The organism is Sorangium sp. So ce394, from assembly GCF_051474665.1.
GTDB lineage: Bacteria > Myxococcota_A > Polyangia > Polyangiales > Polyangiaceae > Sorangium > Sorangium cellulosum_D.
Genome location: NZ_CP150339.1, coordinates 1,414,400 through 1,429,982, shown reverse-complemented (window position 1 = coordinate 1,429,982; position 15,583 = coordinate 1,414,400). Strand labels below are relative to the sequence as shown.

The 15,583-nt window shown below is 67.0% G+C and carries 6 protein-coding genes; 4 read left to right on the top strand and 2 right to left on the bottom strand.

Features of this window, described 5'->3' with window-relative positions; all coding sequences use genetic code 11:
• Positions 1 to 435 precede the first annotated feature (435 nt).
• Positions 436 to 1,461 (top strand): trypsin-like serine protease, encoded by a 1,026-nt coding sequence (locus WMF33_RS05250; protein ID WP_437336104.1) that lies wholly within the window; start codon positions 436 to 438, stop codon positions 1,459 to 1,461.
• Positions 1,462 to 1,725: 264 nt separating this feature from the next.
• Here the strand turns inward: WMF33_RS05250 and WMF33_RS05245 are convergent, their stop codons facing one another.
• On the bottom strand, positions 1,726 to 6,723 hold the full coding sequence (locus WMF33_RS05245) for an FG-GAP repeat domain-containing protein (protein ID WP_437336103.1): 4,998 nt from the start codon (positions 6,721 to 6,723) through the stop codon (positions 1,726 to 1,728).
• Positions 6,724 to 7,062: 339 nt separating this feature from the next.
• Positions 7,063 to 12,681, bottom strand: coding sequence for an FG-GAP repeat domain-containing protein (locus WMF33_RS05240; RefSeq protein WP_437336102.1), 5,619 nt, complete (start codon positions 12,679 to 12,681; stop codon positions 7,063 to 7,065).
• A 27-nt stretch (positions 12,682 to 12,708) separates the two neighbouring features.
• On the opposite strand from WMF33_RS05240, the gene WMF33_RS05235 reads away from it, so the two are divergent.
• The 3 genes from WMF33_RS05235 to WMF33_RS05225 all read left to right on the top strand — a co-directional run bounded on the left by WMF33_RS05235 (position 12,709) and on the right by WMF33_RS05225 (position 15,578).
• Positions 12,709 to 13,209: a DUF433 domain-containing protein gene (locus WMF33_RS05235; protein ID WP_437336101.1), complete on the top strand. Its 501-nt coding sequence runs from the start codon at positions 12,709 to 12,711 to the stop codon at positions 13,207 to 13,209.
• A complete protein-coding gene (locus tag WMF33_RS05230) occupies positions 13,176 to 14,174 on the top strand; it encodes a hypothetical protein (RefSeq protein ID WP_437336100.1) in 999 nt (332 codons plus the stop codon). Before WMF33_RS05235 ends, WMF33_RS05230 begins: the two co-directional genes overlap by 34 nt.
• Positions 14,175 to 14,528: 354 nt before the next feature.
• Positions 14,529 to 15,578, top strand: a complete 1,050-nt coding sequence (locus WMF33_RS05225) for an NAD(P)-dependent alcohol dehydrogenase (protein ID WP_437336099.1) — start codon at positions 14,529 to 14,531, stop codon at positions 15,576 to 15,578.
• The last annotated feature ends 5 nt before the right edge of the window (positions 15,579 to 15,583 follow it).

Sequence of the window (15,583 nt, the reverse complement as noted above, 5' to 3'; positions counted from 1 at the left end):
GCGCGCGGCGCGGCGCGGGCTCATCAGGAGCTCACGGCGCGATCCAAGCACCGCCCGGTGATGCCGCGCCCATCGCGCACGACACCGGAGCTCGCGTCCCACGAGCTCCGTCACACCCATCATCACGGTCACGTTCGTCCTTGCTCGGGGGTGGTGCCGAGCTGCCCACCTCCGAACGCCGCAGCGCGGTGCCAGCGGTGCCAGCGGTGCCAGCGGTGCCAGCGTAGCATCGCCGCCGAGCTTCGAGCGTTGTTCGGAGATCGGCCGAGCTTCCGTCGCAGATACCGCGGTGGTCCCGCCTCGATATTCGGGTGACTGCGCTCGGCACGGCGCGTGCAAACGCGAGCGGCGAGACACGCGATCGCGGCGCGCCCTCGGGAACGCTGGGCAGCCGGATCAACGGCAAATCAGCCTGGGATGCAAGGAGTGAATCTCGTGACCAATCTCTTCACCTCGAACCGGCTTCACCGCATGTACGCAACGCTCGGCCTCCTCGCGTGCGCGGCCTTCGCGCCGGCCTGTGTGGCCGAAGGCGCGACAGGCGACGACGAGGCGGATCTCGCCGCCGGCGGCGACGAGGCCGAGCTCGTCGACAGCGAATCGAGCGCCATCATCAACGGGTCCGCCGCCACGGCGTGGATGCGGCAGCGGGTCGTGTCGCTCGGCGGTTGCACCGGCGTCATCGTCAGCCGAAATCATGTCCTCACGGCCGCGCACTGCCTGCCCGTCCCGGGGACCACGAAGGTGCGGTTCTATAGCACCAGCAACACGCCCGACTCGCCTGCCACCGACGTCACCGACGTTGTCTTCAGGCCCGGCGTGGATCCGTGGAACGACGAGCTCGACGACAGCTCGGGCAACTTCGCCGACATCGCGGTCCTCACGCTCGCGAGCCCCATCCCGTCGACCTCTGTGGTGGCCGCCATCGACCTCAATTACCCCGGAGAAGACGGGACCGGCACCCAGGTCGGCCGCGGGCGGCATGACGACGCGGCCAACCCGACGAGCCTGCTCAAGTATGCGACGAACGGCCTCTACTCGGACAACGTGGATGGTGGATACTTCTACACCAACGACGATCGCGTCAACAAGGGAGATTCGGGCGGGCCGATCTTCACCCACGGGCAGCGCCTGTCCGGGGTTCTCTTCGGCTATCAATGGGTCGCCTTCGCCACGCGCAACAAGTACACGAGCCCGCTCTACTATCTCAACTGGGTCCTCGACAACATCGGGTACACCGGGAGCGGCACATACTCGCAGACGCTGCAAAACAAGCTCATCAACGGATGGCCTTACGAGCTCGTGTCCGGCGACCTGAGGAAGTGCAAGTACGCCTGCGAGCACGATTCGCAGTGCATCGCCTACAGCCACATCGGTGGCCTGGAGAACCACTGCTATCTTTACGATGACATGGGCGACGGGCCGGTGACCTTCAGCGGCGGCACGACCGGCATCAAATGAGGCGCGCTGCCTGGCGCCGCTGATCGCGCGCGCGCCATCAAGACGGCGACGGCGCGCTCACGCCCTCGGGGCCGAGCGCGCGCCCGTATCGCCGGCTCTTTCGTCCCGACATGCCGTGACGTCAGACAGAGGGGACAGCCGAGCCGCGTCTCGGCGCGCGGGCGCGTCGATGAGGCGTAGCCCATGAGGGCTTCGCGGAGCTCGGGGCGGCGCGCTACGCGCGCAGGGCCGCGCGGGGTCGCGCGGCCCTGCGGGGCGGTTGTGTCAGAAGGCGAAGCGCAGGTTGTCGAGCACGTAGGTGCCTGCGTTGGTGGGGGCGTTGAGCGCGAGCCTAAGCTGGCACTCGTTGTCCTGGGCGAGGAGCGCGAGACCCGCCGGAGGCACGACGAAGTTGACGACGTGGGCGCCCGAGCCCTGCGGGAGCGGGACGGTGTTCGTCGCGACCTCCTGGTGCGACATGTTCGCTCCCATGCACTCCAGGAACATCGTGGCATCGCCGAACCAGCCGGGGTTGACCGGCGGCGGCGACACGACGTCGAGCTTCAGCGTCGGCCCGAACGAGGCGAGCTCGCTCGTCGGGAACGACGTGCTCTCGATGACCGTGTAGTTCGAGGCCGCGACCGAGAGCGCGTTCGTCTCCGGATTCGTCGGCGATTCGACGAGGCTCACCGTGGTCCCCTGCACGACGTGCCAGGCGTCCCCGGTCTCGAAGCCGAGCACGCGCTCGGCGGTGGTGACCGGCACGAACGGCCCGTCGTCCACGCCGGGGCTCGTCCCCGCGTTCCACTGCAGCTCCCCCATGAACCGCACGTTGTCGAACCGGAAGCAGTCGCCGTTCGCCGCGTCGGCCATGAGCGAGACCTGCAGGGTGGAGCCGCGGTCGTTCTCCTGGAGGGCAGCGAAGACCGCCTCGGGGAGCGTGAAGTGCGCCGTGACCCACTCGCCCGCCGGGTAGCCGGTCAGCTCGAACTGGCCGGCGTACTGGGACACGGTGTCCTCGGGCCGATCGTGGTAGTAGAGCTGGAGGGAGCCCTGCCATGCCGGGTTCGGCAGCCCGGTCGGGATCCGGACGTCGAGCGCGAGGTGGCGAGAGATCCAGGTGAAGTCCCTCGGGGTGATGGGCGGGCTCTCGAGCGCGCGGGACCCCGAGGAGCACACCCGCTGCGACGTCGCGCCCACGGTCGCGACAGGGCTCATCGAGTTGCTGGCCGTGGTGGTCCAGGGATCGTCCCAGGTGCCGACCCTGGCCTGGCCGCGCGGAGTGGTGCGGTAGGTGGTGGCCCGCAGCGACTTGATGTGCACGGTGGCGCCGGCAGCGCCCGCGACGTCGATGGCGAGGGTGACGGGCTCCTGCGTCTGCTCGAGCGCCGCCAGGGTATCGGCAGGGACGTTGAAGAGCACGTCCGTCTCGCCCGCGGTGAGGACATCGGCGAGCACGACGGTCGAGCCGAGCTGGACGGTGCCGGTCGAGGCGGCGTTCAGGGTGACCTTGAGCCGGGCGCTGCGGGTCGGGTTGCCGGTGACCGCGACGGAGAACCACACCGACCCCGGCGTCCAGCTCGTCCCCTCGCGCTGGTACTCGCGGTCGATACGGGCGTTGCCAGCGCCGTTCGGGGTGATGGTCAAGCCGCTGCCGTCGGCGTTTTGCTCGGCGGAGCCGGGCTGGGCGGGCAGCCAGCTCTCGTCGAACCGGATCTGGCTGGGCGGGTCCGCGGCCGCGTCCCCTGCAGCGATGCGGATCGGGTTTTGGTGGTCTCTCGAGTCGAGGGTCAACGTCGAGTTCAGGTGCGGGTTGTGGATTGTGACGAGCCCGTCGCCCATGGCGCGCACGTACTCGACCCCCGTGAACCCGTAGTCCGCGTCGACCTGCTGGACCAAGAGCAGCGGGAAGTCGATGATCTCCTGGGGCTGCCGCGGGTCGAACGCGCCCGCGGGGTTGCCGCCGATCTTGTCGATCCACATCAGGGACGCCTCCTCCGAGAAGCCGATGTCGAGCCGCTCGTTGCTCACCACCGTCTGGTAGGGGAGCACGTTGCCCTGCGCCGTCAGGCCGGCGTTCCTGGACACGACCGCGCTCAGGACCTCCGCGGCCGGGACGCTCTCCGTCTCCGTGCCCGAGCCCCAGTGACCAGGGACGACCTCCCACAGACCGCCGTGCAGGACGGGGAAGGAGACCAGGACGACGTGCAGGCCGCCGCCTGGCTTGGTGATCACCTTGGCCCTCGATCCGTTGTCCAGCATGACGACGTCGGTAAAGCCCCAGCCAACCGGAGTCCGCGCAGGCCAGTCTTCTTGGGGATCGAAGCCGAGCGTGACGTTCTTGTACACGGGCCCGTTGTTCGAGCTGTAGCCGTTCCCTCTCATGATCGGGGTGACGTCCTGGGCCTCGGTCACGCCCCAGTTGCCCTGATCCCCGGGGAGCAACAGCACGCTCGGCTTCGCGAGGAAGTCGTGCGCGTGCTTCTTGTCCGGCATCGTATCCTCGACAGCCTTGTCGATAGGCCCCAGTCCCGCGTTCTCGAAGTACCGGTACCTGCCGCCCGAGCTGTTCAGGAAGTCGCTCGTGGAGAAGTAGTGCTCGGCCGCGGGCTCGTATCGGTAAGGGCGGAGGATGCCTTCCAGATGCTCGCTCGGCACGCTCGACGGGTTCCAGTCGAGGTCACGCGCGATGGCGTCGAGGTCCGGGTCGCCCATCACGTTGGGCGCCGGATAGCGCGCCGGCCCGTGGATCTCGTACATCATCGGGGAGTAGCGCGCCGCGGCGCGCGTGTACGCGCCGAACCCGGGCTGCTCGTTGTCGGGCTTCAGCATGAAGTGGTGGATCAGCTCCGGCACCTGGTAGCCGCTGAGCACGGCGTCGAGGGCGAACCCTTTGTACTGGTCTCCGCCGTTCCACCACATGCAGTTGCGAGCGGTTTCTGGACAATTCGGATCATCATTGAATGAATACGCGCCCGTCAGGATGCCGAACATGATGGGCGGATAGTCGGAGGTGTACAGCTCCAGGACGTTGTTGTACTGCCAGCGACGCCGCATCGGGGCATACCGCTTGCCGTGGTAGGACTGGAAGGCGACCATGGCGGCGGTGTAATCGACGGCGTTGCGCGCGGCGGTCCGCACCTTCTCGCCTTCGGCATGGCTGGCGAGCTGCATCAAGGCGCGCAGCGTGAGGCCCTGGTACGGGCGCGCGTTGGTCTCGAAGAAGCCGTTCTTCGTGACCCGGCCGAGGATGGAGAGCAGCGCTTGCTCGAGCTCCGTGCCGTCGTTGACGTACTTCTCGGGGCTCAGGTCGTGAATGGCCTGGAGCTCCGGGTCGTGTCGTGGGTTGTTGCGGATCCACTGGTTCGCCAGGTAGATCCAGGCGTTGATCATCAGGACGTGGTTCTCGGTCTCCGGGACGTTCACCCAGAAAGTTTCGTATATCAGCTTACGCACCTTGTCTCCGGCGTAAGGGACGAAGGGGGTGCAGCGAATCTTGTAGAGAACGTCCTCGGGGGGCAGGCCCATGTTGGCGCACTCTGCCCGAGTCCTCTTCGCGTACAAGAGGAGCGCATTGACGGCCTTGTCCGTGAGCAGCGGCTGCGAGCCCTCCGGCGTATTCCCGAACGCGTTCAGCAGCGTCATCGCGTTCATGAGATAGAAATCGAAGTCCGTCTCCGATCCGACGTCAGCGCTATAATACGCGTTGTTGACGAGCCAGTCCTCGACGATCTGCGGGAAGTTCTCCGGCGGCCTGAGCGCGTCCCCTTCGTCCAGGTGGACGAGCGCCGCGAGCCCCGCGGACATGCGGCGGAAGCTCGCGGTCTCCGCGTCTTCCCAGGTCCCGATGTTGGTGAAGTCGCCCCTGAAGGTGAGCATCCACGCCTTCAAGAGCCTCTCGAAGCGGTCGCCCATCTCTGCGTCGGCGTCCGCGACCGAGCCGGGGATCGGGTGCGGATCCCCGTAAATGGCGCACACCTTGTCGCCGACGGCGATGTCGGTGACGTAGTAGTCCTCGTCCCAGTCGGTGGTCCCCCCTTTCCGGTAGACGACGCCTGTGAGCAGGTCGTCGTAGACGCCCCACCTCGGGTTCCGGCTCTCGGTGCGGCCGAACAGGAGCTCCCCCCGGCCATCCAGATCCGTGTCGGCGATGGCGACCGCGCTCGCGCCGACGTCTTCGCCCCAATCCTGGCCGCGGGTGGTCTCGGAGATGATCCCGTTCTCGTCCTTGCTGTAGATCACCAGCCTCGAGCGCTGGTCACCGCCGCTCCGCCCGATCACCAGCTCCTCCCTTTCATCCCCGTTCATGTCCCCGGAGCTGATGGAGATGGCCTGGTGGTCGCCGTCCCAGTTGCTGCTGCCGGGGTCGAAAGGAGCCCCGAAGCCGATGTCCAGGGAGAGGAAGTCGTGCTCGCCCGGGAAGACGAACACGCGCTGGTCGCCGTGATCTCCTTCGGCGATCGCCGCGAGGTCCCCGTTCCCGTCGCCGTCGAAGTCGAGGAGCTTGACCCCGAACACGACGGGGGCGTCGCCGAACACGTCGTCGCCCGCGCTGAAGACGGTGGTGAGATCGCCGCTGCCGCCATCCAGGGTCGCGACCTCGACGCGGAGCCCGATGCCGCTGCACCCGAGGCCGCACTGCCTGTCCCTGGAGATGGCAACGTCGTCGCGACCGTCTCCGTTGACGTCGCGAACGTCGAGCCCCGTCACGTAGTAGTCCGGTCCCCATTCCGGGTTCGAGCGCTGCTCGTGGACCACCTGGAAACGGGAGTTGTCGCCGTCATGGATGAAGTCGTCCAGGACCAGCACCCTGGCCGCCAGCCCATCGGTGCTTTCGTTCAAGCCGACGACGACCTCGTCGTCGCCGTCACCGTCCAGATCGCCCGCCGCCAGGGCCTCCACGCCCTTGCTCGTGCCCCAGTTGCCCAGCGTGGCGATCTGCTTGAAATGGGTGGTTTTGTCGTCGTAGACGACCAGGCGCGGCACGACGTCGCAGTTCACGCAATTGCGCCAGTTGCGCCCCGCGATGAGCTCGAGGTCCGGATCGCCGTCGATGTTGGCGAACGTGATGGCCGTGGCGTAATGGGGCTCGCCGTAGTTGTCGCCGCGCACGGTGAAGACGTGGTCGCCGTCGTACACGTAGATCGACGGTTGGTCCTCGGTGTCGCGGTACCGCGAGACCGCGAAGATCTGAGCTTCGCCCCGGCATTCGGTCTGCGCATCGGCGGTGATTGGAACGCCGATCAGGACGATGGATCCAAGCAATGTTAACCAGTGACGCATCGGTCTCCCTCTCTGGGCCTGCAGGCTGGCTGCGGCGTGAAGGCGGCCCTTTCGCAGCAGCGCACCGCGAAAGCAGCGGCCGTGCCACTGCACGCGCGCCTCCCCGCAGGGCACGGCGAGATGGCCGGTTAGCGGAAGCTGCCCGCTCTCGCTCCCCGGCGCGCATCGCGGCACGTGGCACGTGCCGACTGGCACAAGGCACGTGGCCGAAGGCGGCGTGCCACCCGGCGGCGGGCGCGCTGGTTTTCAGCGCGGGGTGGGGGTGGGGATGGCCTCGCCGCAGAGCGCGCGAGGCGGGCAGGGCCGCGCGGGGTCGCGCGGCCCTGCGGGGCGCTTGTGTCAGGGGGCGAAGCGCAGGTGATCGATCACGTAGGTGCCCGCGTTGGTCGGGCCGTTGATCGCGAGCCGGAGCTGGCACTCGTTGTCCTGGGCGAGGAGCGCGAGACCCGCCGGAGGCACGGTGAAGCTGACGACGTGGGAGCCCGAGCCCTGCGGCAGCGGGACGGTGTTCGTCGCGACCTCCGCGTGCGACATGTTCGCGCCCATGCACTCAAGGAACATCGTGGCATCGCCCGCCCAGCCGGGGTTGACCGGAGGCGGCGACACCACCTGGAGCTTCAGCGTCGGACCGAACGAGGCGAGCTCGCTCGTCGGGAACGACGTGCTCTCGATGACGGTGTAGTTCGAGACCGCGACCGACAGCGCGTTCGCCTCCGGCTGGCTCGGCGACTCGACGAGGCCCGCCGAGGTCCCCTGCACGACGTGCCAGGTATCCGCGGTCTCGAAGCCGAGGACGCGCGCGGCGGTGGTGACCGGCACGAACTGCCCGTCGTTCGCGGGCAAGCTGATCGTCCCGTTCCACTGGAGTTCCCCCATGAACCGCACGTTGTCGAACTGGAAGCAGTCGCCGTTCGCCGGGTCGGCCATGAGCGAGACCTGCAGGGTGGAGCCGCGGTCGGTCTCCTGGAGGGCGGCGAAGACCGGCTCCGGGAGCGTGAAGTGCGCCGTGACCCACTCGCCCGCGGGATAACCGGTCAGATCGAACTGCCCGGCGAACTGGGACACGGTGTCCTCGGGCCGATCATGGTAGTAGAGCTGCACGGATCCCTGCCACGCCGGGTTCGGCAGGCCGGTGGGGATCCGGACGTCGACCGCGAGGTGGCGAGAGATCCAGGTGAAGTCCTTCGGGGTGAAGGGCGGGCTCTCGAGCGTGCGGGAGCCCGCGCCGCACACCCGCTGCGACCTCTCGCCCACGGTCGCGACCGGGATCATCGAGTTGCTGGTCGTGGTCGTCCAGGGGTGGTCCCAGCGGCCGACGAGGGCCTGGCCGAGCGGCGTGGTGCGATAGGTCTTGGCCCGCAGCGACTTGACGTCCACGATGGCGCCGGCAGCGCCCGCGACGTCGATGGCGAGGGTGACCGGCTCCTGCGTCTGCTGGAGCGCCGCCAGGGTGGCGGCAGGGACGTTGAAGAGCACGTCCGTCTCGCCCGCCGTCAGGACGTCGGCGAGCACCACGGTCGAGCCGAGCTGGACGGTGCCGGTCGAGGCCGCGCTCAGCGTGACCTTCAGCCGGGCGCTGCGGGTCGGGTTGCCGGTGACCGCGACGGAGAACCGCACCGACCCCGGCGTCCAGCTCGTCCCCTCGCGCGGGTACTCGCGGCTGATGCGGGCGTTGCCAGCGCCGTTCGGGGTGATGGTGAAGCCGCTGCCGTCGGCGTTGTACGCGGCGGAGCCGGGCTGGGCGGGCAGCCAGCTCCCGTCGAACCGGACCTGGGTGGGCAGGTCCCCGTTGCGGTCCGGGTTCTGGTGGTCCCTCGAGTCGAGGATCAACGTCGAGTTCAGGTGCGGGTTGTGGATTGTGACGAGCCCGTCGCCCATGGCGCGCACGTACTCGACCCCCGTGAACTGGTAGTCCGCGTCGACCTGCTGGACCAAGAGCAGCGGGAAATCGATGACTTCCTCCCACACCTTCGGATCGACCGCGCCCGCGGGGGCGTTACCGATCTTGTCGATCCACAACAGGGACTCCTCCTCCGAGATGCCGATGTCGAGCCGCTCGTTGCTCACCACCGTCTGGTAGGGGAGCGTGTTGCCCTGCGCCGCCAGGCCGGCGTTCCTCGACACGACCGCGCTCAGGACCTCCGCGGCCGGGACGCCCACCTCCTCGGTGCCTGAGCCCCAATGACCAGGGACGACCTCCCACAGACCGCCGTGCATGACGGGGAAGGAGACCACGACGAGGTGCAGGCTGCCGTCCGGCTTGGTGATCACCTTGGCCCTCGACCCGTTGTCCAGCATGACGACGTCGCTCGGGTCCCAGCCATCCGGCGTCCGCACAGGCCAGTCTTCATGCGGATCGAAGCCGAGCGTGACGTTCTTGTAAACGGGCCCGTTGTTCGAGGTATAGCCGTTCCCTCTCATCATCGGCGTGAAGCGCTGGGCCTCGGGCACATCCCAGTTACCGTGATCGTCCGGGAGCAGCAGCACGCTCGGCCTCGCGACGAAGTCGTGCGCGTGCTTCTTTTCCGGCATCGTATCCTCGATATCCTCTTCAGAGATCAGTCCCGGGAGAGGACCCAGTCCCGGGACCCTATCCAGTCCCGCGTTGTCGAACGGCCGGTACCTGCCGCCCGAGCTGTTCAGGAAGTCGCCGGTGGAGAAGTAGTGCTCGAGCGCCGGCTCGTAATTCCAGGTCCCGGAATACCGGCCTTGCTCTATCAGCATCTCTTCCAGGATGCGGTCCGGATCACGCGCGATGGAGTCGAGGTACGGGTCGCCCATCACGTTGGGCGCAGGGTAGCGCGCCGGCCCGTGGATGCGGTAAAACTGCGTGGAGTAGCGCGCCGCGGCGCGCGTGTACGCGCCGAACCCGGGCTGCTCGTTGTCCGGCTTCAGCATGAAGTGGTGGATCAGCTCCGGCACCTGGTAGCCGCTGAGCACGGCTTCGAGGGCGAACCCTCTGTACTGATCTCCGCCGTTCCACCACATGCAGTTGCGAGCCCACTTCGGGCACTCCGGATCATCGTTGAACGAATACGCGCCCGTCAGGATACCGAACATGATCGGCGGATAGTCGCCCGAGTACAGCGCCAGCCGGTCTCTGTACTCCCATTGACGTCGCATCGGAGCATAGCGCTTGCCATGGTACGACTGGAAGGCGACCATGGCGGCCATGTAGTCCACGGCGTTGCGCGCGGCGGTTCGCACCTTCTCGCCTTCGGCGTTTCCCGCGAGCTGCATCAAGGCGCGCAGCGTGAGGCCCTGGTACGGGCGCGCGTTGGTCTCGAACAAGCCGTTCTTCGTGACCCGTCCGAGGATGGCGAGCAGCGCTTGCTCGAGCTCCGTGCCGTCGTTGACGTACCTCTCCGGGCTCCAGTCGTGAAGGGCCTGGATGTCCGGATCTTGCCGTGGATTGTTGCGGATCCACTGGTTGGCCAGGTAGATCCAGGTGTTGATCATGAGGACGTGGTTCTCCGTCTCCGGAACGTCGATGGTGAACCCCAACGCATCCGTGAGTGGCGCTTCGTACACCAGCTTGCGCACCCTGTCTCCGGCGTACGGGACTTGGGGTGTGCAAAAGAGCTCGTAACGGCCGGGCGGGTAGGTGTTGTTCTCGTACTGGAGGAAGGATTCACAGCCCGCCGGGGTCCGCTTCGTGTACATGAGGAGCGCCTTGACGGACGCGTCTGTGAGCAGCGGCGTGTCCCCGAACGCGTTCAGCAGCGTCATCGCGCCCATGAGATAAAAATCGAAGTCCGCCTTCGAACCGACGTCCTCATGCATGTGCGCGTTCTTGACGAGCCAGCGCTCGACGCGCTCCGGGAAGTCGTTCGGTGGCCTGAGAGTGTCCTCCGGGGGTAGATGGACGAGCGCCGCGAGCCCCGCGCCGATGCGGCGGAAGCCCGTGAGGGCCGCCCTGTCCCAGGTCCCGAAGTTGTCCCAGTCGCCTTCGAAGGTGCGCATCCACACCCGCAGCAGCTTCTGGAAGCGGTCGTCCATCTCGTCGTTGGCGTCCGCGATCGAGTCGGGGACGGGGTGCGACTCGCCCTGGATGGTGCACAGCTTGTCGCCGACGGCGATGTCGGTGATGTAGTAGTCCTCGTCCTCGGACCAGTCGCTGGTACCCCCTTTCCGGTAGGCAACGCCTGTGTCGAGGTCGTCGTAGACGCCCCACCTCGGGTTCGGGCTGTCGGTGCGCCCGAACACGAGCTCGCCCCGGCCATCCAGATCCGTGTCGATGACGGCGACCGCGTTCGCGCCGACGTCTCCGCCCCAGTCCTGACCGCGGGTGGTCTCGGAGATGCTCCCGTCGGCGTTCTTGCTGTAGATCACCAGCTTCGAGCGCTTGTCACCCGGGCTCCGCCCGATCACCAGCTCTTCCCGTTGATCATCGTTCATGTGCCCGGAGCTGATGGAGATGGCCTGGAGGTCGCCGTCCCAGTTGCTGCTGCCGGGGTCGAAAGGAGCGTCGAAGTCGATCGGCATGAAGATCTGGTCGTGCGCGCCGGGGAAGACGAACACGCGCTGGTCGCCGTGATCTCCTTCCGCGATCGCCGCGAGGTCCCCCTTGCCGTCGCCGTCGAAGTCGAGGAGCTTGACCCCGAGCACGACAGTGTCATTGCCGAACACGCCATTACCCGCGCTGAAGCGGGTGGTGAGCTCGCCGCTGCTATCCAGGTTCGCGACCTCGACGCGGAGCCCGATGCCGCCGCACGTGATACCGCACGGGCTGTCCCTGGAGATGGCGACCTCGGCGCGACCGTCTCCGTTGATGTCGCGCACGTCGAGCCCCGTCACGTAGTAGTCCGGGCCCCATTCCGGGTTCTCGCGCTGCTCGAGGATCGTCTGGAAATGGGGGTTCCCGCCATCGCGGGTGAAGTTATCCAGGATCAGCACCCTGGCCGGCACGTCATCGGTCGCTTCGTTCAAGCCGACGACGACCTCGTCCTTGCCATCGCCGTCCAGATCGCCCGCTGCCAGGGCAGTCACGCCCTTGCTCGTGTCCCACTCGCCCAGCGTCGCGATCTGCTTGAACTCGTTGTTTTTGTCGTCGTAGACGACGAGGCGCGGCTGGACGTCGCAGCCCAGCAGGCAACTGCGCGAGTTGCGCCCCGCGATGAGCTCGAGGTCCGGATCTTCGTCGATGTTGGCGAACGTGATGGCCGTGGCGTGATAGGGCTCGCCGTAGTCGTCGCCGCGCAAGGAGAAAGCGTGGTCGCCGTCGTACACGAAGATCGACGCTTCATTTGCCGTTTCGCGGTACCGCGAGACGGCAAAGATCTGAGCTTCGCCTCTGCATGGAGTGCTCTGCGCATCGGCGGTGATTGGAACGCCGACCAGGACGATGGATCCAAGCAATGTTAACCAGTGACGCATCGGTCTCTCTCTCTGGGCCTGCAGGCTGGCTGTGACGTGAAGGCGGCCCCTTCGCAGCAGCGCACCGCGAAAGCAGCGGCCGTGCCACAGCGCGCGCGCCTCCCCGCAGGGCGCGGTGAGATGGCCGGCGAGCCGAAGCTGCCCGCTCTCGCTACCCGGCGCGCATTGCGGCACGTGGCACGTGCCACGTGGCACAAGGCACAAGGCACGTGGTCGAAGGCCGCGTGCCACCTGGTGGCGGGCGCGCAGGTCTCCAGCGTGGGGTGGGGGTGGATATGGCCTCGCCGGCGAACGCGCGAGGCGCGCCGGGCCGAGCACCAGCGGCGTCAGGGTCAAGCCGGGGTGGCCCGTGTCGATCGGCCGCGAGCACCACTGGGCCATCGCCGCGCCGATCGTCACGACCAGCAGCCGGGTCGGACAGCGGTGCCGGGCCCTCGTCTGGGTGACGTAGACCGGCCAGACGTACGGCTTGTCCACGTCGACGCCGAGCTGTACGCCGAGCGCGTCGTGCAGCATCTCGGCGGCCAGCGTCGGCCGGTTCTTGAACAGCTCCACCAGGGCTTCATGGGTGACTGAGGGCATCGGGTAGTCTCTCGGGTAGGTACGGCCATGCTGAGTCCTGAGGCGGCGTGCCAGGCGCGTGCGGTAAGTCCCGCAGGGGCCAGAGCAGACGCGTCTCACTCTCAAAATCCGGGCAACTCCCCGGATCGGTCACGCCGTACGACCTGCGTGTGCCCCGACGCCGGGCACGGGCCCTCACTGGACCGGATCTTCGTCGCCCCGAACGTCTGCGTCGGCCGGGCCTACATCCGCAGGCACCGAATCTGGGCATCGCTCGCAATCGACCTCCTCGCCAGCGGGATGTCCGTCCAGGATGTGATCGCCGAGCACAGGATCGAGGAGGACGACGTCCTCGCCTGCATTGCCTACGGTGCTGTAACCTTCGGGTGGCAGGTCTGTAAAATGGGCGGCCGCGGGAAGGCAGGTCGACTTCGGCCAGATCCATCGCACCATAGCGGGGCACCTACCGAGCGCACCATGACCCGTGCGGAGCCGGCGCAGCGAAGGAGACAATCATGGATTTCATCTCACGTGTCACAGAGCAACTAGATCTTGCGGCCCAGCAGCTTCATCAGCGGACTCCGACACACGCACGCTTCGCGCTCATTCCCATCGACAACATCGTCGAATTGATCTTGCACGGATGGTGTGAGGATGCATGCAAGGCCGACGCAAGCCTCGCCAAGCTCGGCCAGGTGAAACTCAGCCGCAAAGAGCGCAAGGCTGCGCTGGGACAGCGATTCGACGAAAAGCCAAAATTTTGCGCCCGCCTAGGTTACATCGACGAGCCACAGCGCGACTTCATCCTCGACTGCCACTCCTACCGAAACGAGCCATACCACGTCAGCCTTGCCTACGAAGAAATCATCGAACCCATCGCATCAGAGTACTACCTCCTCGCATGCGACCTACTGCTCACGCACGAGCGCCACAGCTTCACCAGGTCATTCCCTGACGAGACATACCGCGGGGCTTTCCTCAAACATGCAGGACAACCCGCAGCACCGCACGACCACGGCAAAATATTTGGCCCGGCCAGCCAATCGCTTCGGAACGCTAGACCACAACCAAGCACGTCGCTCCAACGCGCACTTTTCACGTCGATGTTCTGGCGAGTCGAGGCAATCTCCGGCACATTGGATTTCTTGATGAAGGCAGCGCCGCGACACGAATCAAAAGACGAGCTGCTGCTAGAACTCGAGTCGCGCGCAGCATGGCTTACTCACATAGACTCGCGAGCAGACGCCGCAGCACCACCACAGGACTCTCACCTTTACCACGAAGAACGACAAATGTTCCAGGCGTCCTACAAACAGAAGTTTCATGCGGCCGCGCTGGAACGCTGGCGAGATAGAGCCAAGCAGCTGCGTGACGAGCCGGACGCTTACCTTGCGCTCAAGGAGCACGAAGCGCTACGTCGCGAGTGCGAGCCCTACGCCGAGCTGGTATTTGAAGCGGCAGCCGAGATGGATGCCGAATTCCAGCGCCAGTTCGACGAAGCATTTGGAAGATGAGCGACGCCGCTTCTTCGCCCAGCCCGCCCGCGTTCAGCCGGGCCGGCGGGCGTCGAGGAGCTGCCGGGCTCAGCGGGCGACCAGGGGCGAGCGCCAGGGGCGAGCGATGAACCGACCGGCTCCTCCGCGGAAGCGGTCCTCGGCGACGACCTCCACCTCGACCCGGCGCCTGGCCCTCGGCGGGACCGGGGCGTAGGTTTCTTCGTGCGCGGGGCTCGACGGCACGGACCCACGGAGACAGGAACCGAGAAGAGGTCCTGCAAAGCGCGCAAGGCGTCGCCCGTCCGAGGCCCACACGCAGCCGATCGACCGCTGAACGCCGCGAGCAACCCCGGTCACGAGGAGCATCGAACCATGTACACCACAAAGGCTTACTCCGCCGCCAGCGCGACATCGCCGCTGGCCCCCACCCAGATCCCGCGGCGCGATCCGACCGCGCACGACGTGCAGATCGAGATCCTCTTCTGCGGGATCTGCCACTCCGACCTCCACGCCGCCCGCGGCGAGTGGGGCCGCACGGTCTACCCCATCGTACCGGGCCACGAGATCGTCGGCCGCGTCGCCGAGGTCGGCTCGGCGGTCACCAGGTACAAGCCCGGCGACCTCGCCGCGGTCGGCTGTATCGTCGACTCGGACAGGACCTGCTCGAGCTGCATGGAAGGGCTGGAGCAGTTCTGCCCGAACCAGATCATCGTCTTCGGCTCCCCGGACAAGCACCTCGGGGGCGTCACGTATGGCGGCTACTCCGACAGCATCGTCGTCGATGAGCGGTACGTCCTGCGCATCCCCTCGAACCTCGACCCCGCCAGCGCGGCGCCGCTCCTCTGCGCCGGGATCACCACGTACTCGCCTTTGCGCCACTGGGGCATCGAGAAGGGCAAGAAGGTCGGCGTGGTCGGCCTCGGCGGGCTGGGCCATATGGGCGTGAAGTTCGCCCGCGCGTTCGGGGCGCACGTCGTCGTCTTCACCACCTCGCACGGCAAGACGGAGGACGCCCTGCGTCTCGGCGCCGATGAGGTCGTCGTCTCCCGCGACGCGAGCGAGATGCAGAAGCACGCCGGCAGCCTCGACTACATCCTCGATACCGTCTCCGCGGACCATGACGTCAACGCCTTCCTCAACCTGCTCCGCCGCGACGGCAACATGACCCTCGTCGGGGCGCCCGCGAAGCCCCTGAGCGTCGCCGCGTTCGGGCTCATCATGGGGCGCCGCAGCCTCTCCGGCTCGAACATCGGCGGCATCGCCGAGACCCAGGAGATGATCGATTTCTGCGCGGCGAACAACATCGCCGCAGACGTCGAGAGCATCCCCATCCAGAAGGTCAACGAAGCCTACGAGAGGCTGCTCAAGTCCGACGTGAAGTATCGCTTCTCCATCGACATGGCGTCGCTCCGATCCGAGTGAGCGGC